The 21,653-nt window shown below is 32.6% G+C and carries 20 protein-coding genes and 2 pseudogenes; 6 read left to right on the top strand and 16 right to left on the bottom strand.

The annotated features are described in order from the left end of the window. Window positions 1-18: 18 nt before the first annotated feature. The 4 genes and pseudogenes from ACFVR2_RS07295 to ACFVR2_RS07280 form a co-directional block, all read right to left on the bottom strand. Entirely contained in the window at window positions 19-906 is an 888-nt protein-coding gene (locus tag ACFVR2_RS07295) for a phosphate ABC transporter substrate-binding protein PstS family protein (RefSeq protein WP_387360243.1), read from the bottom strand. Between the two features lie 186 nt (window positions 907-1,092). Beyond that, the gene (phoU, locus tag ACFVR2_RS07290) at window positions 1,093-1,749 is read right to left on the bottom strand and encodes a phosphate signaling complex protein PhoU (RefSeq protein ID WP_387360241.1); all 657 of its coding nucleotides are present in this window, start codon (window positions 1,747-1,749) and stop codon (window positions 1,093-1,095) included. A 22-nt stretch (window positions 1,750-1,771) separates the two neighbouring features. Then, complete coding sequence (gene pstB, locus ACFVR2_RS07285) at window positions 1,772-2,581, bottom strand: phosphate ABC transporter ATP-binding protein PstB (protein ID WP_387360478.1); 810 nt, start codon at window positions 2,579-2,581, stop codon at window positions 1,772-1,774. Window positions 2,582-2,894: 313 nt separating this feature from the next. Then, a pseudogene (locus tag ACFVR2_RS07280) lies at window positions 2,895-3,419 on the bottom strand (beta-propeller fold lactonase family protein); the annotation flags it as partial. Here ACFVR2_RS07280 and ACFVR2_RS07275 point away from each other — a divergent pair. After that, a pseudogene (locus ACFVR2_RS07275) lies at window positions 3,420-4,211 on the top strand (catalase); the annotation flags it as partial. It lies immediately after the preceding pseudogene. Between the two features lie 250 nt (window positions 4,212-4,461). Here the strand turns inward: ACFVR2_RS07275 and ACFVR2_RS07270 are convergent. From ACFVR2_RS07270 to ACFVR2_RS07250, 5 genes are all read right to left on the bottom strand, one after another. Beyond that, window positions 4,462-5,550 carry a DUF871 domain-containing protein gene (locus ACFVR2_RS07270; RefSeq protein WP_387360239.1) on the bottom strand — a complete coding sequence of 363 codons (1,089 nt, stop codon included), beginning with the start codon at window positions 5,548-5,550 and terminating at the stop codon, window positions 4,462-4,464. Then, a complete protein-coding gene (locus ACFVR2_RS07265) occupies window positions 5,550-6,011 on the bottom strand; it encodes a DUF3284 domain-containing protein (RefSeq protein ID WP_387360237.1) in 462 nt (153 codons plus the stop codon). Before ACFVR2_RS07265 ends, ACFVR2_RS07270 begins: the two co-directional genes overlap by 1 nt. Then, window positions 6,011-6,337 (bottom strand): PTS sugar transporter subunit IIA, encoded by a 327-nt coding sequence (locus ACFVR2_RS07260; RefSeq protein ID WP_387360235.1) that lies wholly within the window; start codon window positions 6,335-6,337, stop codon window positions 6,011-6,013. Before ACFVR2_RS07260 ends, ACFVR2_RS07265 begins: the two co-directional genes overlap by 1 nt. Before the next feature lie 73 nt (window positions 6,338-6,410). Next, complete coding sequence (locus ACFVR2_RS07255; RefSeq protein WP_387360233.1) at window positions 6,411-7,748, bottom strand: PTS sugar transporter subunit IIC; 1,338 nt, start codon at window positions 7,746-7,748, stop codon at window positions 6,411-6,413. Window positions 7,749-7,793: 45 nt separating this feature from the next. After that, window positions 7,794-8,096: a PTS sugar transporter subunit IIB gene (locus ACFVR2_RS07250; RefSeq protein ID WP_387360231.1), complete on the bottom strand. Its 303-nt coding sequence runs from the start codon at window positions 8,094-8,096 to the stop codon at window positions 7,794-7,796. 970 nt (window positions 8,097-9,066) lie between these two features. Between ACFVR2_RS07250 and ACFVR2_RS07245 the strand changes: the two genes are divergently transcribed. Next, a complete protein-coding gene (locus ACFVR2_RS07245) occupies window positions 9,067-9,546 on the top strand; it encodes a hypothetical protein (RefSeq protein ID WP_387360229.1) in 480 nt (159 codons plus the stop codon). Window positions 9,547-9,857: 311 nt separating this feature from the next. Here the strand turns inward: ACFVR2_RS07245 and ACFVR2_RS07240 are convergent, their stop codons facing one another. The 3 genes from ACFVR2_RS07240 to ACFVR2_RS07230 form a co-directional block, all read right to left on the bottom strand. After that, a complete protein-coding gene (locus ACFVR2_RS07240) occupies window positions 9,858-10,670 on the bottom strand; it encodes a VOC family protein (RefSeq protein WP_387360227.1) in 813 nt (270 codons plus the stop codon). Window positions 10,671-10,953: 283 nt separating this feature from the next. After that, window positions 10,954-11,388, bottom strand: a complete 435-nt coding sequence (locus ACFVR2_RS07235) for a hypothetical protein (protein WP_387360225.1) — start codon at window positions 11,386-11,388, stop codon at window positions 10,954-10,956. A 123-nt stretch (window positions 11,389-11,511) separates the two neighbouring features. Then, window positions 11,512-11,652 carry a hypothetical protein gene (locus ACFVR2_RS07230; RefSeq protein ID WP_387360223.1) on the bottom strand — a complete coding sequence of 47 codons (141 nt, stop codon included), beginning with the start codon at window positions 11,650-11,652 and terminating at the stop codon, window positions 11,512-11,514. 110 nt (window positions 11,653-11,762) lie between these two features. On the opposite strand from ACFVR2_RS07230, the gene ACFVR2_RS07225 reads away from it, so the two are divergent. Continuing rightward, on the top strand, window positions 11,763-11,936 hold the full coding sequence (locus tag ACFVR2_RS07225; protein ID WP_387360221.1) for a hypothetical protein: 174 nt from the start codon (window positions 11,763-11,765) through the stop codon (window positions 11,934-11,936). A 112-nt stretch (window positions 11,937-12,048) separates the two neighbouring features. On the opposite strand, the gene nagZ is transcribed toward ACFVR2_RS07225, so the two are convergent. After that, a complete protein-coding gene (nagZ, locus tag ACFVR2_RS07220; protein WP_387360219.1) occupies window positions 12,049-13,692 on the bottom strand; it encodes a beta-N-acetylhexosaminidase in 1,644 nt (547 codons plus the stop codon). Between the two features lie 645 nt (window positions 13,693-14,337). Between nagZ and ACFVR2_RS07215 the strand changes: the two genes are divergently transcribed. Next, window positions 14,338-15,039 carry an FHA domain-containing protein gene (locus tag ACFVR2_RS07215; RefSeq protein WP_387360217.1) on the top strand — a complete coding sequence of 234 codons (702 nt, stop codon included), beginning with the start codon at window positions 14,338-14,340 and terminating at the stop codon, window positions 15,037-15,039. Between the two features lie 551 nt (window positions 15,040-15,590). Here the strand turns inward: ACFVR2_RS07215 and ACFVR2_RS07210 are convergent. After that, on the bottom strand, window positions 15,591-16,010 hold the full coding sequence (locus tag ACFVR2_RS07210; protein WP_387360476.1) for a GerAB/ArcD/ProY family transporter: 420 nt from the start codon (window positions 16,008-16,010) through the stop codon (window positions 15,591-15,593). A 559-nt stretch (window positions 16,011-16,569) separates the two neighbouring features. On the opposite strand from ACFVR2_RS07210, the gene ACFVR2_RS07205 reads away from it, so the two are divergent. Next, entirely contained in the window at window positions 16,570-17,367 is a 798-nt protein-coding gene (locus tag ACFVR2_RS07205) for an HAD family hydrolase (RefSeq protein ID WP_387360215.1), read from the top strand. Between the two features lie 527 nt (window positions 17,368-17,894). Here the strand turns inward: ACFVR2_RS07205 and deoC are convergent. Continuing rightward, the gene (gene deoC, locus ACFVR2_RS07200; RefSeq protein ID WP_387360213.1) at window positions 17,895-18,566 is read right to left on the bottom strand and encodes a deoxyribose-phosphate aldolase; all 672 of its coding nucleotides are present in this window, start codon (window positions 18,564-18,566) and stop codon (window positions 17,895-17,897) included. A 297-nt stretch (window positions 18,567-18,863) separates the two neighbouring features. Next, window positions 18,864-20,294: a MocR-like pyridoxine biosynthesis transcription factor PdxR gene (gene pdxR / locus ACFVR2_RS07195; RefSeq protein WP_387360211.1), complete on the bottom strand. Its 1,431-nt coding sequence runs from the start codon at window positions 20,292-20,294 to the stop codon at window positions 18,864-18,866. A 445-nt stretch (window positions 20,295-20,739) separates the two neighbouring features. On the opposite strand from pdxR, the gene qoxA reads away from it, so the two are divergent. Next, the gene (gene qoxA, locus ACFVR2_RS07190; RefSeq protein ID WP_387360209.1) at window positions 20,740-21,636 is read left to right on the top strand and encodes a cytochrome aa3 quinol oxidase subunit II; all 897 of its coding nucleotides are present in this window, start codon (window positions 20,740-20,742) and stop codon (window positions 21,634-21,636) included. Window positions 21,637-21,653 lie beyond the last annotated feature (17 nt).

Genomic DNA, 21,653 nt, shown 5'->3' with positions numbered 1-21,653 from the left:
CCCTTTAAAGTTACATCATTATTTTAAATTGCCCATTTTGGACATCGGTATATAACCCATTTCTTTAACTTTTGCTGCAAAATCATCGCCTTGAACAAAATCTATATAACTTTTTACAGGGTCCTTTAAATCACCTTTTGTAATCATGTACTCATATGAGTAAAATGGATATTTTCCACTTGTTATATTTTCAATTGAAGAATCATTTCCATCTATTTGAACAATTGTTAAAGCATTCTTTTTATCTCCAACCAGATATGAATTTGCTAAATAAGAAATCGTCCCTGGAGTACTATTTATTGCTTGCTCAACAGCTCCATTTGAATCTTGAACTGTACCGACTGAATCGTTTATTTTCACACCACTCATAACTGTTTTTTCGAATGCTGCTCTTGTCCCAGAAGCAGCTGGACGATTTATTACATTTATTTTCCCGTCCTTGCCTCCAACATCTTTCCAATTCGTAATTGTCCCAGAGAAGATATCTTGAATTTGTTTTAACGTTAATGAGGTAACAGTAACTTCCTTATTAACAATAATCGAATAACCGATACCTGCAACTTTTGTTTCAACTAAATCCTTTGCAAGAGCAGGGTCGCTAAGTTTATCAGTAGCTGGCACATCAGAATTCCCAATTTGAACCGCTCCTGATGTTACTTGGTTCACTCCAGTTCCACTTCCACCACCTTGAATAGTAATCGAAACACTAGGATTATTACTCATGAATTCTGTAGCGGCTTCTTCAGCTAAAGGCTGCAATGCAGTGGAACCAGCAGCTGTAATCGTACCACTTAATTTTCCACCACTAGTTTGATTCTTTTTATTCGTATTTTTTTGAGTATTACATCCTACCAACATGATTGCTACTAACATAAATGCAAATATCAATTTAATACTACGTTTCATAAGATTCCTCCAAAGTAAAATTAGTTAATCTTCAAACTATTGCACGTTGAATTTACCTAAATAGTTTGTGTTTAAAAAAATCTACTATGCAATATAGATTCATTCTAGATTAACTTTGCCTATTCAATATTTTAGAAATTAACGAAAGTGCGAATGTAACTTTTCATAAATTTTATAGTTACATTTTTATTGGTTTAAGAAATAATGTTTACCTTTTACAAGATAATAAATATTCTCAGCAATATTTGTTGCATAGTCTGCAATTCTTTCAAGATATCTGCAAATAAATGCCATCTGCATTAAATTTGTAACGTGATCAGGTGAATCGGCGATACTATTCATTAAAAATTGAACTGTTGCTCCATATAAATCATCTACTTGATCATCGATTTCCCCAATTTCTTTAGCCGCATATAAATCCTCTGTGCGATATGCGTCTACTGCTCTAGATAACATATCAATTCCTAATTCATGCATTTTTTCAATATTTTCTAATGGTAAATTTTCTTGCCGATCACGTATCCTAATCGTCGACTTCGCGATATTTACGGCGTAATCGGCAACTCGTTCAAGGTCATGTGAAATTTTTATTGCCGTTAAATTCCTTCTTAAATCTACGGCTACAGGTTGCTGTCTTGTAATTATTACAACTATTAGTTCATTTATCTCTTCTTCTAGTTTATTAATACGATGATCTTCATCAATTACTTCTAATGCTTTTTCAATATTTTCGGTTCGAAATGCATCCATACTTTTAATAACTGCCTTTTTCGTTTTCTCAGCTAATTCGATGATTAATTCTTGTAAGGTTCTTAAATCTTCTTCAAATTTATTTCTCATCAATGATCACCTCTTAATCCTTCCATTAACCGAAACGTCCAGTGATATAATCCTCAGTACGTTTATCTTTTGGAGTAGAAAATAATTTATTCGTATCCAAGTATTCAACTACTTCTCCACTTAAGAAAAACGCAGTTCGATCAGATACGCGAGCTGCCTGTTGCATATTGTGAGTAACGATAATAATACTGAATTCTTTTTTCAATTCATGAATAAGCTCTTCTACTTTTAGCGTAGATATAGGATCTAATGCAGATGTGGGCTCATCCATTAAAATAACGTCTGGTTCAATTGCTAAACAACGTGCTATACACAATCGTTGTTGCTGACCTCCTGAAAGACCAAAAGCATTTTCATGGATACGATCCTTCACCTCTTCCCAAATCGCAGCACCCTTTAAGCTTTTTTCAACTATTTGATTTAGCTCCTTTTTATCTTTAATACCTTGAATTTTTGGTCCATAAGCTACATTTTCCCATATCGATTTAGGAAATACATTTGGTTTTTGAAATACCATACCAACTTGGGTTCTTAATTCTTCAACGGGATAATTTTTATCAAAAATATTTTGATCACGATATAAAATTCTACCCTCAGTTCTAACGATTGGTACTAATTCAACCATTCTATTTAAAGTTTTTAAATAGGTGGATTTCCCACAACCACTTGGTCCGATGATTGCTGTCACTTCATTTTCATAAATACTTAAATTGATATCTTTTAACGCTTTATCTTGACCGTACCAAAGTGATAAATTCTGTGTATCATAAACAATTGATTTTTTAAAATCAGACTGCTCATCGATCATATTTTTTTCATGTTTTTCTTTAATCATTGTTTTAGTCATTTATTTCTATACCTTTCTATTTTGAAGTTTAATCACGAACAAAACACGTTTTTTACTCCAATCCTGTATTTTCAAATCGCCTCCAGTCACTAAATCTACCCTATTTTTTACTAAATTAATTTTAATTACTTTCATCTTTACTTCTTGGTTAATTCTACAAACCTATAAATAATAGTTAGATTCCCCTATTATCGTAGTATCATACCCTGGAAAATGTGTTGTCTCAAAACCAAAAAAAGCCACCAGTATATCGGTAGCATCATTTTAATCAACTCCTGTAATTTTCTAGAACTTGATAGAATTAAAGTACAGCTAAACCTTGCGACCCAAAGTAAGGAAAGTTAGTCCAAGCAGCAACCTGAATTCTAACTAAACTACCATCATCTTGGATATTAAATACTGACACTGTACCCTGATTTCCGTTAAGGGTGTAAAAATGTCGACCATCTTTACTTATTCCAACATCCATAGGAAGACCTGGTACTGTACCTGGCGATGTACTGGTAATATGCCTTACCACCGACAGTACTCCATTAGAATCAATTTGGTAGGTGGAGATGGTGCCACTTAAGGTGTTGGTAGTGTACGCAAAACGTTCATCCTTAGTTGTTACAACCCAACATGCAGTTCTATAGCCGTTTGGAACAGATCCACTGATTACATGAAGAATTCCATCATTGCTCAATGAATAAGATGACAGTGAATTTGATTGTGCCTCCGTAACTAACAAGATTCCAGAGGATAAAAAATATGCACCTAATGGTCCTTTCCCGTAAGAATCGTTAACGATTGGACCTGTAAGCGTACCATTTTTATTTACTTGGTAAAAAGTCTTCGTCACATTCTAGGACATAGTGTTAGTACATATGTTTGGAGAAATGCTCAGGGTATTAGAAAGTATGTTAAATACCTGTGGTATCCATTAGAAGGTGTACAATACATTAATCGAGAGGAAGCAAATAGACTTGCAGCTGAAAACCCTGATTATGTTGGTAAAGATCTATTCGACGCTATTGAGGTTGGTAAAGCAGTAGAATATGGCTTTTACGTTCAACTCATGGATCCTGCAGATGGAGCCCATCTTTCTTATGATCCCTTAGACGATACAAAACTATGGGATGAGAAAGAATATCCTATTATACCAGTAGGGAAAATGGTATTAAGTACTAATCCTGATAATTATATGGAACAAGTAGAAAAAGTCGCTTTCTCCCCTTCAAATTTACTTGATGGTGCAGAATTATCTAATGATAAAATACTGCAGGGCCGAGCCAATATTTATTTCGATTCTCAAAGAAGAAGAATTGGACCAGAATTTCGTAAAGTACCAATCAATCAACAGCAAGACTGGACTCCAGCTAACCAAGTTACAAGTGGTGAAGGAAGTTATGTTGAAGGACAATTAGAAAGAACTTCAATAACAAATCATGATGATTTTGTGCAAGCTGGTGAATTCTATATGAAGTTATCTCCATTATAAAAAGAACATCTTGTAGAAAATTTAGCTAGCGACTTGATCGTCATATCCGATGATATAAGAATGAAAGTTATGGAGTATTTAAATAAGGTATCATCTGACTTGGCAAAAAGAATTGAGATACAACTAAAAAAACAATAAAGATATAAAAATCAAAAGCATAAAATTAACTTCAATTGGGTAGTAATACATTTGTGTCGGTAGACATCTATTATACATTGACAAGAAATAATTCTTCCGTTAATGTTTTCCTTCTCCAAAGTAGCAAAATCAAGGTCTCAAGTATGATCTGTAAATGTAAAAAGGGTGAAAACTTTTCTTTTCTACTTATATAGAACTAGTAGAAGAATTTCCACCCATTATCCGTTACCTATTTAATTTGAGACATTCCTCAGGAAATTATTTCAAATACTCTCCAAGGATCAATGTAATCTAAAAGTTTTAACTCATTTTCCGGTATCCGGCCAACTATATTTTTTCGACCATCATTTGGCATGTCCTTTAAAATAATATGGAGTTCTCCTTTATAACGACCATATTCATTATTGATAATAACGATGTCTCCACGTTTTAATTCATGAGTATGATGCGGCTCAATGTTTGCATCTTTATATGAAATCCGTGGCATGGTTGATCTTGCCATGTATTCACTCATGTCTCCACGCACAAAATGAGGGAAATTAAAAATAATTTCTTTTTCCACATCGCTCACTTTGTCCGTTAAATCGATCTTGAAAGATAACTTCGCTGGATTCACCTTACTAAGTGATTTTAATTCTTCTTCACTTGCATAGGCATTGGCTACGATAACATCATCTACCAAACCAGTTGCGAATAGGTGACGTGCAGCTACATCAATTGGAAGAAAACGATGCTCCTCTAACGTACAAAGTCCCTCATTCACTGGCCAAGGTCCAAAAGTTGAGTCATTTTGACTAGAAACAAATGCAGCGACCTTTAAACCAAGGTCTTTTACATCCTTACTGCATTTTTCAAAATGCTTGAAGCTTAGTCCTGAGTACATTTGTGGGTAAAAATTATGGCAAGTAATAATATTTTCTTTATTAGCTTTAAAACTTAAAATATTATCTATATATTTCGTACCAATACTGGCATTAATTTCAATTTTAAGATTATATGGGTTAAACGTCATGAATGCTTCTTTTGCACCGTCAAAACCTTCATCCAATCGAATACCTGCTGCACCTAGTTCAGCAAAGAAGCTTAAGTCCTCGTATGTGATCCCAAGTTTTGAAAAAATACTTGGTGCGACATCCAAAATAACTTCCATGCCTAATGAATACGCATGACCTATAATTTCTTTGAATTCTTCTTTGATTTCGTCTACATCTTTCCCTTCAACACTTAACAAACAAGTGAACACTCGTTTAAATCCATACTTTGCAGCCAACGATAAATACGCCAGATCTTTTTCTTTTGTAGAGTGTTCTGGATAAATTGAGACACCCAATCTTGGCATCATATCACCTCTTTTTGACAGGATTTGTTTTCGTTTAGGATTATTTCCTCAAGATAAGCAAATTGCTTTTTCATATTCTTTTTGCTTTTTCGAGCGAAAAAAATGGAGGCTATACTGTAATTCCAATTTTGCAGTGTTGATGAAGTTTGGTAACGCTCTTTATAGTGGATCTCGACGCCTTTTTCGGTATCAGTTAGGGTATATGCCATTGTATTGATTCCTTTTGAATGTTCAATCGATGCACGATATTCTTTCGATGGAATCAACTCATCAATTTGAACTTTCACAGGTGTATCATAACCCATGCGGTTTTTGATGTTCTTTTGATAGGAAAAATCTTTCGCTAATTGTTCTTTCGGAATCGTCTGACCTGTACTCTGTTTGATATCTTGTAGAATGGAACGAAGCAATTGCTCGAAAACCTCTTCTGCGCGAACTTGCAACTGTACGTTTAATTCCATTATTTCGCACATTCAAAAGCAGCTAGTTTCTTGTATAAACTAATAAACTCTTCTGCCATAATTTTGATCGTCTCTGCGCTCATCATTTGATCTTCAGCATGAACCAATAATAAGTTAATGTCCGTTTTTTCACCACTTGCTTCTTGTTGGATTAATTTTGCGTGATAGTGATGTCCATTTTTAAACATATCGAGTCCTTCTTCTATTAAGGAAGCAGCTTTTTCAAAATCTCCATTTTTTGCTTCGACCATCGCTTCTAAATACATGGATTTTGCAGAACCAACTGCTGAAATGATTTGAAAACAAATTAATTCGTTATTTTCCAATTTCCATTCCTCCCACTTGTTTTTAATAGATAGAGAAAAGAAGACTTCCTTCTTTTCTCTATTTTGTTTGTTGTTATGAAACTTTTTCTGAATCGTGACGGTTCGCTAATTTAATGAATGGGTAATAAATGACAACCGCAATCACTAGGTTGATAATCGCTACTAAAGCAGCTTTGATGTCACCAGATGTTGACAAGAATGCACTTAGTCCAACTGGTGTTACCCATGGTACAACAACGTTCGTATACCCAATGAAACCTGTTATAGTTGCTACATATGCTGTAAGAGTTAAGACAACCGGAACGATCATGAACGGAATGATTAAAATCGGGCTTAACACAACTGGTAATCCAAACATGATTGGTTCGTTAATTTGGAAGATTGAAGCCGCTCCACCAATTTTCGAAATTTCGCGATAATCTCGACGCTTTGAAGCGATAAAGATCGCGATGACTAGTGATAAAGTCGCACCGGCACCGCCTAGGTGAACAAATGAATCAAAGAAAACAGATGTGAAGACGTTGTGTCCCCCGCTTGCATTGGCTGCAACTTGTGGCAGATAAATCGCGTTTGTAATCGCGCCCATCATATTGCCGCCATGTAAACCGAAGAACCATAGTACTTGAATCATTAAGACGTAGATAATAGCTGAGAATGGATTTTGTGATAAATGCATAAATGGATCGGTAATGAATTTTGTGATTAAGTCAAAAAGATTTGTTTCAACTACGATTTTTGCTTCATTTAAGATTGAGAATAATACTGGTACAAGCGCACCAACCATAATCGCTACTAAACCAGGGATGATTGCCGCGAATGCACGTCCAACTGCTGGTGGTACATTTTCTGGTAATTTAATTGTAAGATTTCTCTTCATTAAAAAGACGAAAATTTGAGTGATTACTAATGTGACGATAATAGCCGTTAATAAGGCTCCAAAGTTAAAGTATTGCCAACCGAAGTTACCCCATGTTCCTTGTGTCGTTTTGCCATCTGCTAAGGTAACTGTTACACCTTGAGGAGTTAATGCTAGAAAACCTGCTACAGCAACTACGGCCGCTGATAACGGGTTCACATCATAAGATTTTGCTAAACTATAAGCGACTGTAAATACTAATACTAGTGCTAGAACAGCGAATGTTCCCCACCAAATATTCCCCATCAGAGGCTGAAGGTATTTTGTAGTAAATTGAAGATACCCACTTGTTTCTGGCTTTAAGTTGAACCAGTCTGCTATCAATGAAGCTGGTGTAAATAAAACGTTGTTTAATAAGACGGCTAATGAACCAGCCATGACTAGTGGCATTAAGGCGACGAATCCATCCCGAATTGCGACTAAGTGACGCTGTGCACCAATCTTAGCGGCAATTGGTACAAAGTGCTCTTCCATCCATTTAATGAAACGATTCATTTTGAAATCCTCCCTAATTTGATTTATTTACTTTTAATGAATCCATTAACTTAATTTGGCAAGTGCATCGTCCAATACTTTTTTTCCATTCATCGTGCCATAAGACATCATATCGATCACGGATACAGGGATTTTGTGTTGAACCATTTCGTTAATTTTTCTTTCAAGGTATTTCACTTGTGGTCCAAGAAGAATAATATCTGCTTTTTCCCACACGGATTTTGCTTCTGCTTCCGCATTTGCCCAAATATTCACTTCTATTCCTTCCTTAGCTGCATGATCTTTCATTTTGTTAACCAGTAAACTTGTTGACATTCCTGCTGAACAAACTAACATGATATTCACCATTGGTTTTTCCTCCTAATGATTTTATGAATTAACACTCGAATTTGGGCTCAAACAGACCGTAAAACGGTTTTAGCTTTTTCCCTCCTTTTTGTGAAGCGTTTTCTTATAGGTCAAATATACTACATTAAACATCGTGCAGGTCTTAAGATATGTGTACACTTTGTGTACAATTTCACAATAAGAAACCAACACTTGCTAAATGTCAAAAAAACACCCTGTACTCGAACAGGGTGTTTTTCATTTTACTAAACAGTCAGTCTGAATCTGTTTTTCAATATCGAACGTTTCATACACTGGATGATTTCACTCTCTAATGCATACATATCATCGCTAACCGTTCGTCACAATTTTGTTTGATTCTGTCCCAAAATTCGCTCTAATTCGGGCTCCATTGACGGTGGAGCAGTAGAAGATCAACTATTATATGCCGAGGAAAAGTGATTCGATTTCGGTTATGATGATGAATACATCTTACGTCCCGTAATTTTCATTTTTATTATATTGGTTGCTAGTAATTTGGATATATAAACAAATCATAATTGATACACCTGTCATACTCAAATTTAGAACTTGTAGTATTAATAGTGCCTTTTCGAATACCTCAATATCATATTGTTTTTACACCTTCCTCTATCCTCGACCCAACCAAAGTTAACGTTATATTTCGTTATCTAAACGTTTTTTCCATTATTTACGCTATACCGTTTCCGTCCTAAAAGGGGTAGAATAAAATCGTTAATATTCCACTAAACTAATCATGACTTTTTTAAATGAACGAATTAAACCTTACTATTGTAAACAAATGGAGGAAAAAATGCTCCTTAAAAATATTTTTATCAACCTATGCACCATAGTCGCTTTTTTTTATTTTGCATCCCCCTATTTATGGGGTGGTCAAAAATTATCTAAAAACAATCTAACCTTTCGAAACATTTTCATTGGTATACTATTAAGTGGGTTAACTTTTCTATTGTTAAAATTCCCTTTCATCACAAATGATAACATTGCTATTCAAATTAAATCGATCAGTCTTCTAATTGCAACTGTTTTTTTTAGTAGTACAACTTTGATCACAATCTGCTCGTTAAATATTTTCCTGCTTTATTTTATAAACGGTTACAACGATATTTTTATCGCTGATTTGATCTTACAAGTATCAATTTTATGTTTCGGTTTATTTATGATTCTCCAAAACTGGAGTGAAAAAAAACGCATCATCGCCCTGATCCCGTTCGCTATTGTCATCAAATTTGCTGCATTTTACGTAATTGATTTGTGGACATACTATCCAATTGGTGAAGTTGATCAAGGGAGATTACTTAGAACAGTTTGCTATTGGTTAGTCTTCTTTCTCCCTGCACTTTTCGTCAGTTTACACATCGCTTTTCTTACGCGAAATACAGAATCAGAATCAATTAAATTAGTCGGAGAACAAGACTTAAAAAGCTAGTAAATATGTAATATGAACTAAATGAAAAAGGCATTGTTATACAATTACAATGTCTTTTATTTTGTTCATAAATTTTTTTCTGTATAAAAATTTATTTGATGGGTATTTTAAACTTGTACCCGTGGTATTTCGGGCATGAATAGAAAAATATGTGAACATTTTTCATTTCAACTTTCTTAGCTGTGTATCGTCACAGTAACAGACAATAAAGGCACTCGATAACGGGGTGTCTTTTTTGATTGCAAAAGCGCAAAACTGGTATCGTACCATGAATTTGACGCTAAAATGTGATGGGCTAACATTTGAATAGATTATTGGAACTTCCAAAAACCATCAAACAGTTCAAAAAAGTTACTTTGATTCGTGTCAGTAAGATTTACTAAAAAAGGAGTATCCCCTTTTTCTTTTAATACCTTAGCAGCGGGACCATCTCCCATTGGTGTACAAAATAATAAATTAGTTCCGTTTAATTTTAATATTTCACACCGAGCATTGATTTCCATATCGATATACTGTTCTCCTTGTTGAAGGCCAAATAAGTTCTTCCAAATTTCTAATGTCTCATCCAAATTTTTTACGACAAAACCAACACTTTCCAATTTTGGTTCGCCTTTTATATGTGATCCTATAAGTCCTTGGTCATCCAGTTCCGAATACCGTTCTTCATCTGATTTTTCCCATTCAATAAAAAATGGTAACTTAATCTTTTTTTCCGGGTATTCAGGGAATAACAATGACCACCTGATTACGTGACCATCAGCACGAACTCTCTCTCCAGTAAGCGGTCCATAAACTGTAAGTCCTTCTGCTTTAAGTTTACTTGCTAGTTCTTCAATTTGATTTGTTCGGATCGCTAGTGTTGCAGGACCTTCCCGACTTTTTTTTGCTAGTTGTTCAACGATTTGCGTAATCAATCGATTTTCATCATGTTTTTTAGCTATTGATAAATTTTCTATTCCTAAAAATTCAATATAACTTAAGCCAAAATAAGTTAAGGTATTATATGTTCCCCAAGACTCATGACGGCCCCCCTTCACAACATGAATTCCTCTTTGTTTTAAGGGTAATATTGCTTTCTCTGGTTTCTTAAAGAACCAAACAAGGTGATCAAAGAAAAAATCCATTATCGTACTCCTTTCACTCGATATTATGTTTTTATGGGGAGATTAACGCCTGTAATATCCTCGTTTCCGCAAATCTCCATCATATAAAATATATTACCTATCGCTTATATACCAATGTTATTAGATAATTAAATAGGAGTAAACAGATTTGAGTAAGTGTACACCTATTAAACAGGAACTAGTCATTTCCAAGGAATATGTATTACTTTTCGAAAATCTTGTCAAAATCTATTTGCTCAAAGACAAACATAAAAACTCCCCAACAAGGCAAGGAGTTTTTTCTTCATTTATTTCGTTCCAAAAAATCTTTAACCCCTTCGAAATGATTCTTCATTTTTCCATCGATTTTTTCGAGGATAAAATGACTGTCTTTTGCAAACGAACTATTTGGTTTTGGATGTGGATCAATTGAAGCAATATAGTGTCCCGAACTGAAATTCGTTGATGATACGTAGTGAATTTGTTGCGCAATAAAATGATGCACCCAATCAATTGCATGATAGTAAACTTTCCCGATTAACATGTGTTCTGGATACAGGAAAAGTTTACTCGTTGGAATCAGTAATCCGACTACACTTATTCCTAACCCGACAAGTACCACTTTCTTTCCTATTTCTTTGGACCGTACATTTTTCGTATCCCCTTGAATGAGTTTGTGATCACCCTCGATCAATAATTTTTTTTCATACGGATAATACGTTGCAAATCGTTTCATCATCCTGCTTCCTCTCTCCCATATGACACTAATCATTCATCACGTGTCCGTCTATTAAACGATATGAGGCAACTGGTAAAGTATTCTAACAAATAGATGTACAATCATTATAAAAAAACATGATCCTCAACTATCACCAAATGATTTCGCTGATTCTACTGATTGAGATGCTTCCCATTCGTTCAAATTTAACCAAGAGATAGGCTGTCCCGCTGGAGCATCATCAAGTTGTAATGAAAGGACTCCACAATGATTAATCATTTCCATGCTTCTAACTCCTGCATAATCCCAAGTTTCTTCTAGCAAACACATTACTTTACATCATTTTAAATAAATAAATGCATAAATTATAATACTAAGCTCAAGAGGTGATAATAATGACTAAGTGGAATGAACAAGCCGCAGCGAACAATAATTTGCCATCTAGCACAATTCGTACATCTGAACTTATGTTAGGTAAAAAAGCCGACCATGAATTTTCAGAAGACCTTTCTGATGGCGGAGAAAGAAATAAAAATATTGAGACGCTAAATAAAAAGATTAAGCAGTAATTGTTAGTATGCCTTAATTAACAAAAAAAGAGCTAATCGAATAATTGTCGATTAGCTCTTTACATTTTACATTTTTAGGAAGTAATATTCAGTTGACAAATTATCGCTTTAATTAGTTTTTAACATTGTTAGGATTATAAATCGAATAATGGTCTAAAATTAAATTTTTATTCTTTAAAGGAAAAACAAATTTAAGTTTATTTGATCCAATTGAATAAGTTACTATTTTTTCGTTATTTGAGGTAGTAACTTCTGAGCTAGGTGAACCAAAATAATTTTTTATATTATTAATCGTTAAAGATTTTAACTGAGGATCAAAAGAGCGTAATTCAAATATTAAATGGCTTTTTTGATAGCCAACTACTACGTTTCTCTTAGAGTATGTGTTATATGTTCCTTTAGCAGCGGCCACATATACACTACTGTCTTCTTTTCCCCATTTTCCCTTTATTGAGTCAATTGTCGAATTCATTACATTAAATTCTGCATTGATTATTTTTCCTTCATTTGCCTTTGTTGAGATATTTTTTAAAAGTAAGTACTGTTTATTACTAGTTTCATTGTTATAAGTAACAGCTTTCTTAATTTGTTGATTTAAATTTGTAACATTTACAGGTTGAACTTTATTATTATTAAGTTTATATTTTTGTTTTAAAGAAAGTATCTTATAGACACTTTTATTTATTGTGTCTTCTGAAATTTTGTGATTTTGAACGGCTGTGTATATGCTATTGTAAATGGTTTTAACATTTTCATTTCCATGTCCTATCAAAATAATATTACTTCCAGCATTGATTGAAGTTACTGCTGCATTACTTAAGTTATAGTGTTTAGCAATAGCTCCCATTGACATATCATCAGTTATTACGACTCCATTATAACCATATTGTTTTCGCAACAGATCAGTTATCACCGATTTTGACATAGAAGCTGGATACTTAGAATCTACCTTCTTTACTAATATATGAGCTACCATCACCATATCCGCATGATTTTTGATTGCATTGTTAAATGGTACTAACTCAAATTTTTTTAAACTTGATAGGTCTTTATTCACTATAGGAAGTTCTAAATGAGAATCTACTGAAGTATCCCCATGCCCGGGGAAATGTTTAATAACAGGAATAGTTTTTCCTTTATGAATTCCATCCATCATTCCCACACCAATATTTGAAACGATACTTGCATTTGTACCAAATGAACGATCTCCAATTACAGTATTTTTAGGATTACTTTGTATATCGAATACTGGTGAAAAATCAGTATTGAATCCAAAGGATGATAGCTCTTTTGAAATCATATTCCCTATATTATATGCGTATTGCATATTGTTTTTATTTCCAATTGTTCTGGCAGAAGGTGTATTTAATACCGCTGAAGGCATTCGATTTACTCTACCGCCTTCTTGATCAACAGAAATAAACAAAGGTACCTTGTTATTTTTATTGTATGTTTTTATGTCATTTGTTAAATTTACTAATTGATTTGGACTTTTTATATTTGTTCCAAAGAGTATAACGCCACCTAATTTATAATTTTTTAAAAGAGTATCTGCATTACTTGATGTTGTTCCATCAAAACCTGCGATAATCATTTGCCCAATTTTTTCTTTAAGCGTTAGTTTATTTAGTTCAACAAGGATTGGGTCAGTTTTTGCAACACTTTCATTTTTCTGAGCCTTTGCTTCTATACAACCAGTTAATACTATGAAACTAGTAATTGCAATCATTGATAATTTTTTAATATTGCTTTTCATATTTTCACCTCTAAATTCAATATGATATATAAGTCAATATTGACCTATATCAAATCATAGCAAATAAATGTTTCTAAATTATAAATTTTTTGTAACAATTCAACGATTTAATTCAAATATAATCTTTGCTCTTGAAATGTTTAAAAAAGAAACACTACATCACACCATGATATGCTATAAATAAGTACAATTATTCCCCACTTATGAATATTTAGATAACCGGTTGAGAACGAACTATTAATGATAAAAACAACTATTCATTTAAATAAGTCATTACTCTATTCTGTATAATTTTAGCGACACTCTTTGCAGATTTCTGACCATTAAAATAAGATTTTGATTCTTCAGTTATAATTGTTTGGATTTTATCATTCCATCTACCTACAAATCATTTACTCTTGCAATGATATATTTTCTTTATTTTTGACTCAATAACAAATTGATAACAAAACTGTAACACATCAATTTAAAGTTTATTTAGTAATGAATTTGAATTACTCTTTATATTTTTAAAAGCTAATAATCTAGTTCCTGCTTTTTTCCTTAATAGAAGACACAATAAATAATGAATTATCTTTACAAATTAGTTGCATATGATATACTCGTTTTTGGTTTAACTAGATTAGTTTTCAAAGGAGTAACTTCATGAGTATTCAAAACGTGTATCTTTCTATAAAACAAGGAGAAACAGCCACAAATCAGAATAGAATTCCTATTTCCTTTAATGAAACGTTGCTAGGGCGTACGTGGGGTGATGATTTCCCAGATATTCCTTTTACAAGTCAATATATTTCAAGAAAACATGCTTTAATTAGCTTCGATAAAGAAGGAAATTACACCATTGTTGATCTCATGAGTAAACATGGAACACAAGTAAATCATATTTTAATAGAAAAAAATAAACCATTTTTCCTTCGTGATGGCGATTGTATAAGTCTTGCAAGTGGTGCCGCTGTACTTATTTTTCATAATCTATCAGAGCAGAATCTTGGAGACACACTTGATATACCATTAGTGTTAGACAAACACATAAACGATTTCAATGGTCTAACTGTGAATGTAGTTAAGAGAGAAATTTTAATTGATGGTGTAAGAATCCATCTAACTAGTAAAGATACAGAATTATTTTTGTTGTTATATCAAAGAGCCAATAGCGCAGTTAGCTATAACGAAATTAAAATAAATGTTTGGCCAGAACGAATTACGAAAGATATTGAGCAGCCTGATGTAGGACGCGAAGAAATTAATACCCTTTTATATCGATTACGTAAGAAATTAGGTAAATACGGTCATAAGATTGTTTCTGTTCCTCGATATGGTTATATGTTTGATTTAGATGATATGTAATAGATTAAAGATATAAAAACGCATGAAAAAGAGTGTAGAATTTTTTAGAAATTCTACACTCTTTTTTGTAAATAATTGTATTTCCTTTTTAGTTATAATAATTAACTAAAAACATTTATTTATTTTTCAATTAATTATATAGCTTATAATAAATTAGATCTTACTTTTTTCTCTAAAATAGTTAATTCAATATAAATTACAACAAAAGAACATAATGAAACCACAAAAAGAATTATTGCGCATACATATACAGGTAGAATAAATAGAATGCACCCTAATATAGTTCCAACAACTAATAATAAATAAAACATTGCAATTCACCCTTTTTCACATTAATCAAATTAAATCAAAGTCGTCTATAAAAAATTTATGTACTCATGTAAAGGTATAACTTAATGCTTTCTTACTCAATATCACATTGGTAACAAAACACTAACATTTAAAATCGAATCATTAATTCTTTCTATAATGGTAAATGGATCTCTAAAATCTAAAAACCACATTTAAAAGCAAATAAAATAGCAGAGCAATTCACATATGAATTAGCTCTGCTATTTTATTTGATCAGTTTTTTTAAAGACTTGAAAAATGAGAACAATCAAAAACAATATTGGTATATAAAAATAAAGAAAACTAGAAGTGACATATGTCATGAATGTCCCTAGTTTCTCCACATCTAATTTACTTTTGACACCGATCACCATGAAATGAACAATAATGATTGAGAACCATAACGACTTTTTAGATTTAAATTTAAACGATTCTTTTAAAATTCGGAACGCTCCCCACAATCCCATACAGCAAGGAGGAAGTATTACTAAGAGCCATAAAAATATATATACATATTCAAATCTTTCTATAAAAGGATATCGAATAATTTTTGACATCATAAGGGTTGGCCAAGTTATATGTCTAAGTTGTCCATGACTAAAATAAGCAAATGAAACGAATGTAATAAATAAGTATAAAATGATTGTATAGGCTTGAGAATTTTTTTAGCAGCCTGTTGAAAGATGGACGTTATTGACTTCTTTTCTTTCTCGGACTTTTGTTCATTAGATTTTAAACGCATTTAGACCACCCAATAGATTGTTTTATTTTGATTTTACTTAGAGTTTCTATATAAGTGAGGCTTTGACAAATATATTTGAAATATATTCTGCCTAGAATTTCCATCTGTTCTCTACTTTATCTTTTCGTTCTTACCAATTTATATACAACAAAAGTATTCAATTTATATTTTAATAAATTCTCTAATACATCCTTCCAATGCTTTAAACCCTAAATTCCATAGATTTTTGTATATATAAAATTATTTATTTGAATCCACTTTAGTAAATCAGGTTGAATTACAAAGAATTGTTTTTCATTTAATGATTACTTTTTTTAATCAAATGTGATTACAATTAATGTTATTCTGTTCTGTTCCCTGCTACTCATCAATCTTCAAGAAATCTATACACTGAGTTTACTAGGTTTTAATATTCAGATGATATGATGGGTTTAACTTCAAATGAGGGGGCAGAATAAATGAATATACGTGCATTATTTATTGATATGGATGGTACACTCTTAACAGTCTCTAACTACATTTCTCGCCGAAATATGGAAGCCATTAATAAGCTCATTGATCAGGGAGTCATGGTTTTTCTAGCAACTGGTCGACATTATGAAGTAACCGCTCCCTATCATAAAGAAATTGGATTACAAACTCCGATGATCTGTTTGAACGGTGCCGCCATTCATGATGGAGAAACAGGAAGAATGATACAAATGGAAACAGTCAATGTGAATGAAGAACTACTCCATCATCTGACTGCAGAAACCCCTTGTAATGTTATTATCCATACAGCTAATGGACTTTACTGTAAGGAAACGAATGAAGAAATTGATTATTGGACAAAAGTTGGGCAAATTCCACCACGATACATTGGTGACTTAAGACAAGCTAATTATAACGATGTTCTTAAATATAGTGTTCGAACTGATACACAAAATAATGAATTATCTACTTTGTTTAAAAAGGAAGCTGAAGTCATAGATTGGAATGACGGTTTTGAAATGGTTGCTCCAAATGTTTCAAAATGGTCTGCTATCAAAAAATTACTTCATGCATATCGAATTAATCCAAATGAAGTTGTAGCTATAGGAGACGGACCAAATGATATTGAAATGCTTCGTCAAGTTGGTACAGGTGTGGCTATGGGGAACGCTAGCGAAAAAGTTAAAGCAGCATCTGACTTTGTAACTGGTCATCATGAAAATGATGGATTAGCTGAATTTATAGAACTTTATCTTCTTAAATCAAAAGAAACATTTGCGATTTAATGTTTTTTATAAAGTGTAAAAATGTAATTCTAACAAGTTCAGTGAATAGGAGTAAAGCCTAAATCAGCAATCAGCAAAAAGGCTCAGAATAAAATCTGTGCCTTTTTGCTTTGGTGTAGAATTTTATTAAATTGGTATTTTCTAAACTTCAATTTGCCGTTGAGCGTTCTCCATAACGACTTTGGATTGTTTTTATGCGGATGTCTGTGTCATAGTTTTTTTCCTCTTGTTTATTTGCTAGAAAGAACGGGAAAGAATTTTATCTTACTATTATCACAATCATTGGAATTTTAAATTTTTCTGTACTTAATCTTTATTCTTTCTATCGTTTGTACCTAATTCACAAAAAAAGAGGGATTAATTTCCCTCCTTAAGTACATTTCAGTTTATTACACTTATTTATACCTTTTCAACAAAATCACTGAATTATAGCTTCAAAAACAAAAGGAATTAGATATTACAACAGTTTGTAATCCGCAATACATGAGAAATTGATAGTTACATTAGATTTTTTTGAAAAGTATACATTAATATTTAATTGAATTAAGATTTGTATTTTCAGAAAAAATTTGAATAGCTGAACTACTACCTATTCTTGTTGCCCCTGCTTCAACCATTGCTTTTATATCCTCAATACTACGAACACCGCCAGACGCTTTAACGCCAACAGATTTTCCAACCGTTTCTCTCATTAGGGCTACATCTTTAAGTGTTGCTCCATGTAAAGAGAAGCCAGTCGATGTCTTTACAAAGTCAGCCCCTGCTTTTACTGATAATTCACATGCTACTTGTATTTCTTCATCTATTAAAAGACACGCCTCTATAATAACTTTAACTAAAGCTTTTCCATTCACAGCTTCTACTACAGCGTTAATATCTTTTTCCACTAGATCATAATTTTCACTTTTCAAAGCACCTATATTTATGACCATATCTATTTCTGTAGCCCCATTTTCAATCGCATTTTTAGTTTCAAATACTTTGGTTTCTATTGTATTAGCACCTAATGGAAATCCGATTACAGTACATACGTTAACATCAGATTGACTTACGAGTTTTGAGGCTAATTTTACCCAAGTAGGATTTACAACTACTGAAGCAAATCCGAATTCCATCGCTTCATAACATAACTTTATAATGCCTACTTCATCAGTATCTGGCGATAATAATGTGTGATCAATAATATTTGTATATTCCATGGTTTACTCCCCTTATCAATTTTGTGTTTTGAACTCTGTGTTGATTCCACTGAATCTGCTATATTTCTAAAAATATATATTTACATAGTTTAATAGCAATTGGAAAAGTGAAAGATAATTGTGAATCAATTCACTCTATAAACTATCATGTAACGTTATGAATTCGTGGATTGTTTCCACAGTTTCATTATAAAAAATCTGTAAAAATTTAAACCGTCCAATGTAGCACTTTTTAGCCCATCCACTTACAAAATAATGAATAAAAAAAAGAACCATGATAATTACATGATTCCTAGTTCAAATAGATTTGAGTGCTTTAGAAAATCTTTTTATCCCTTCATCAATTGACTTTTCATCCTCTCTTGCAAATGTAAAACGGACAAACCCTTTTTCGGATCCCATTGTTGAACCCGGTGCAAAGATTACCCCTTTTTTGATTGATTCTTCTAGTAATTGTACTTCATTAACTTCCTTTTTTAATTTACACCAAATATGGATACCACCCTGAGGCTCAGTAAATTCTACCTGATCCTTTAAATAAAACAGGAGGCTTTTGACAATTTGATTTCTTCTTTTTTCTAGCTGCTTCACTAAATTTTTAATATGTAAATGAAAATTTTCAGCTTCTAAAAAGTCATTTGCAATCCATTGTGTAAATCCAGAATGACCAAAATCTATTTGTTGTTTAGCATCCGATAATCTTTCAATTACAGCTTTTGGACCAATTATCCACCCAATCCTTAATCCAGAAGCTACAATCTTTGACAAGGAGCTTATATATAATACATTTCCATTTTCATCCATTGATTTTAATGTAGAGACAGTTTCTCCATTAAAAGACGTTAAACTATATGGATCGTCTTCAATCACAGGAATACCAAGTTCTGAAGATATATCTAATATGGACTTACGCCGGTCATGGCTTAGATTAGTTCCGGTCGGATTTTGATAGGTTGGATTTAAGAACAGCATTCTGATTCTGTGTTTTTTATGTAATTCGATTATATCTTTTGGGTTTACCCCATTATGATCTACCGGTAGTAAATAAGTTTTAACCCCAGCTGATTTAAAAATCGGTAGATTGAATGCATATGAAGGATTTTCAATAGCTACTGAATCTCCAGGGTTTAGCAAACATTGAACAACTAAATATAATGCTTGTTGAGCACCTGATGTAATTAAAATTGATGAAGAATTCGTTTCAATTTTTCGATACTGTTTAACATGCTTTACTATTGTCTCTCTTAATAATTTGTAACCCTGTGGATGATCATATCCAAGACTCCCAATGAATGATCGAGTGGAGGTAATTTCTCTTAATGATTTCATGGGAAATAAATCTTCTGACAACTCACCACTAGCTAAATTAATTAACTTATCGTCTGCTGTCTTTTGACGAATTCTTTGAGTTACAGGCAAATTTGGTAGAAAAGAGCCAGCTTCAACATATCTGTTCCAACTGGGTATTCGCTTCTTAGTAATCCCCCAAATATCTTTACTTATAGTTGTTCCGCTTCCTCTATTTCTTTCAATAAGTCCATTTGATTCCAATTCATCATAAGCTGCAACTACTGTGCTTCGATTAATGTTAAATTCTTTTGCTAAATGCCTTTCTGAAGGAAGAGGTTTATCTAGTGGAAAAGTACCGTTAACTATTCCTTCTTCGATGTACTCCGCAAGTTGTTTATAGATAGCTTTTTTCGCTTCACGATTGGGTTTCCATTCCATTGACAATATTCCTCGCAATTCATTATTCTTTCTCACATAAATGTATATTTAATTCTTATTTTCAACCTACTATGAAACCTATTTTTAACGACTTAGTATTAATAAAATAATTCATCTATTATAGTTTAATTTCCTTGATTCCTACTCATCCAATTATCCAATAGTTTTACCATCCACTTTACAAAAAAACAATATTTCCATCAAAAATTGTTAAGTAGACAATCTGAAGAAAACCAGAATTATCAACTATTGATACTTGATTTTGAAATCAAATATCACTTCAAATACTTGTAAAATCACTTTTTTTTTAATGTGAACATTTATTGACAGAAATTCCGATTACGTTGACTTTCAATATTTTTGGTTCTATATTTTAACCAATTGTGAATCAAATCAACTCGATAATTACGTTATGAAATGAAAATAATCGAAAAGGAGTTTGTTCATGAAGAATAAATGGACCTTACAAACTTTTTTTATTTCTATTCTCATTTTGTTATCTGGTTGCGAACGAGTAAAGGTGTTGGATCCTAAAGGACCTCAAGCTCAGACTCAAGCGAAAGATATTATGTTATCCATTTGGATTATGTCTTTAATTGTCTTGGTCGTCTTCCTTATTTTAGGTTATATGCTATTTAAATATCGTTCATCTAAGCAAAGTAACGATTATGAACCTCTTAAAATTAAAGGTAGTGTAATGGTTGAAATGATTTGTGTTGGGATTCCAGTATTGATCATCATTTTTCTTTCAATCGTTTCGGTACAAAGCAACAATAAGGTCGAGTCTGCCCCGACTGGATATGCAAATAAGAAACCATTAATAATTTACGCAACTTCATCTAATTGGAAATGGCATTTCAGTTATCCAGAAGAAAATATTGAGACGGTAAATTACTTATATATTCCAACAAATAGACCACTAGAATTTAAATTATATTCAGACGGTCCAATCACAAGTTTTTGGATTCCACAATTGGGGGGGCAAAAATACGCTATGTCAGACATGGTCACTACATTATACTTAGCAGCTGATGTTCCAGGTGAATATATGGGACGTAATGCAAATTTCAGTGGGAAAGGATTTGCTGAAAATACTTTTAATGTTGAAGCGGTCCCTGTAAACAAATTTAATAATTGGGTTAAAGATGTTAAGAAAACCGCTCCACTTCTAACAAAAGAAAAGTTCACACAGTTGTTAAAACCAGGGCATCTTGGAGAATTAACGTTTACTGGAACTCACTTGGAGTACTTACCTCCAAATGAAGAAGGTCATAGTCATCACTCTAGTGAAAATGAAATGGACTCTGAAATGGAACAGCATTCAAAACACTCTAGTCATTAATCTTTCGGTAATTTTCA

Source organism: Gottfriedia sp. NPDC057991 (assembly GCF_042886615.1).
In the GTDB taxonomy this organism is placed as follows: Bacteria; Bacillota; Bacilli; order Bacillales; family Bacillaceae_G; genus Gottfriedia.
Note: the sequence above shows the minus strand (reverse complement) of the source record. Positions and strands in the feature narration are given on the sequence as shown.

Excerpts from the sequence above, each read along its gene's own strand:
- pstB (WP_387360478.1), bottom strand. The coding sequence starts at position 2,581 with ATGATTAAAGAAAAACATGAAAAAAATATGATCGATGAGCAGTCTGAT.
- ACFVR2_RS07295 (WP_387360243.1), bottom strand. The coding sequence starts at position 906 with ATGAAACGTAGTATTAAATTGATATTTGCATTTATGTTAGTAGCAATC.
- ACFVR2_RS07215 (WP_387360217.1), top strand. The coding sequence starts at position 14,338 with ATGAGTATTCAAAACGTGTATCTTTCTATAAAACAAGGAGAAACAGCC.
- ACFVR2_RS07255 (WP_387360233.1), bottom strand. The coding sequence starts at position 7,748 with ATGAATCGTTTCATTAAATGGATGGAAGAGCACTTTGTACCAATTGCC.
- ACFVR2_RS07205 (WP_387360215.1), top strand. The coding sequence starts at position 16,570 with ATGAATATACGTGCATTATTTATTGATATGGATGGTACACTCTTAACA.
- ACFVR2_RS07225 (WP_387360221.1), top strand. The coding sequence starts at position 11,763 with ATGACTAAGTGGAATGAACAAGCCGCAGCGAACAATAATTTGCCATCT.
- ACFVR2_RS07235 (WP_387360225.1), bottom strand. The coding sequence starts at position 11,388 with ATGATGAAACGATTTGCAACGTATTATCCGTATGAAAAAAAATTATTG.
- ACFVR2_RS07230 (WP_387360223.1), bottom strand. The coding sequence starts at position 11,652 with ATGGAAATGATTAATCATTGTGGAGTCCTTTCATTACAACTTGATGAT.
- qoxA (WP_387360209.1), top strand. The coding sequence starts at position 20,740 with ATGAAGAATAAATGGACCTTACAAACTTTTTTTATTTCTATTCTCATT.
- nagZ (WP_387360219.1), bottom strand. The coding sequence starts at position 13,692 with ATGAAAAGCAATATTAAAAAATTATCAATGATTGCAATTACTAGTTTC.
- pdxR (WP_387360211.1), bottom strand. The coding sequence starts at position 20,294 with ATGGAATGGAAACCCAATCGTGAAGCGAAAAAAGCTATCTATAAACAA.
- ACFVR2_RS07240 (WP_387360227.1), bottom strand. The coding sequence starts at position 10,670 with ATGGATTTTTTCTTTGATCACCTTGTTTGGTTCTTTAAGAAACCAGAG.
- ACFVR2_RS07270 (WP_387360239.1), bottom strand. The coding sequence starts at position 5,550 with ATGCCAAGATTGGGTGTCTCAATTTATCCAGAACACTCTACAAAAGAA.
- deoC (WP_387360213.1), bottom strand. The coding sequence starts at position 18,566 with ATGGAATATACAAATATTATTGATCACACATTATTATCGCCAGATACT.
- ACFVR2_RS07250 (WP_387360231.1), bottom strand. The coding sequence starts at position 8,096 with ATGGTGAATATCATGTTAGTTTGTTCAGCAGGAATGTCAACAAGTTTA.
- ACFVR2_RS07265 (WP_387360237.1), bottom strand. The coding sequence starts at position 6,011 with ATGGAATTAAACGTACAGTTGCAAGTTCGCGCAGAAGAGGTTTTCGAG.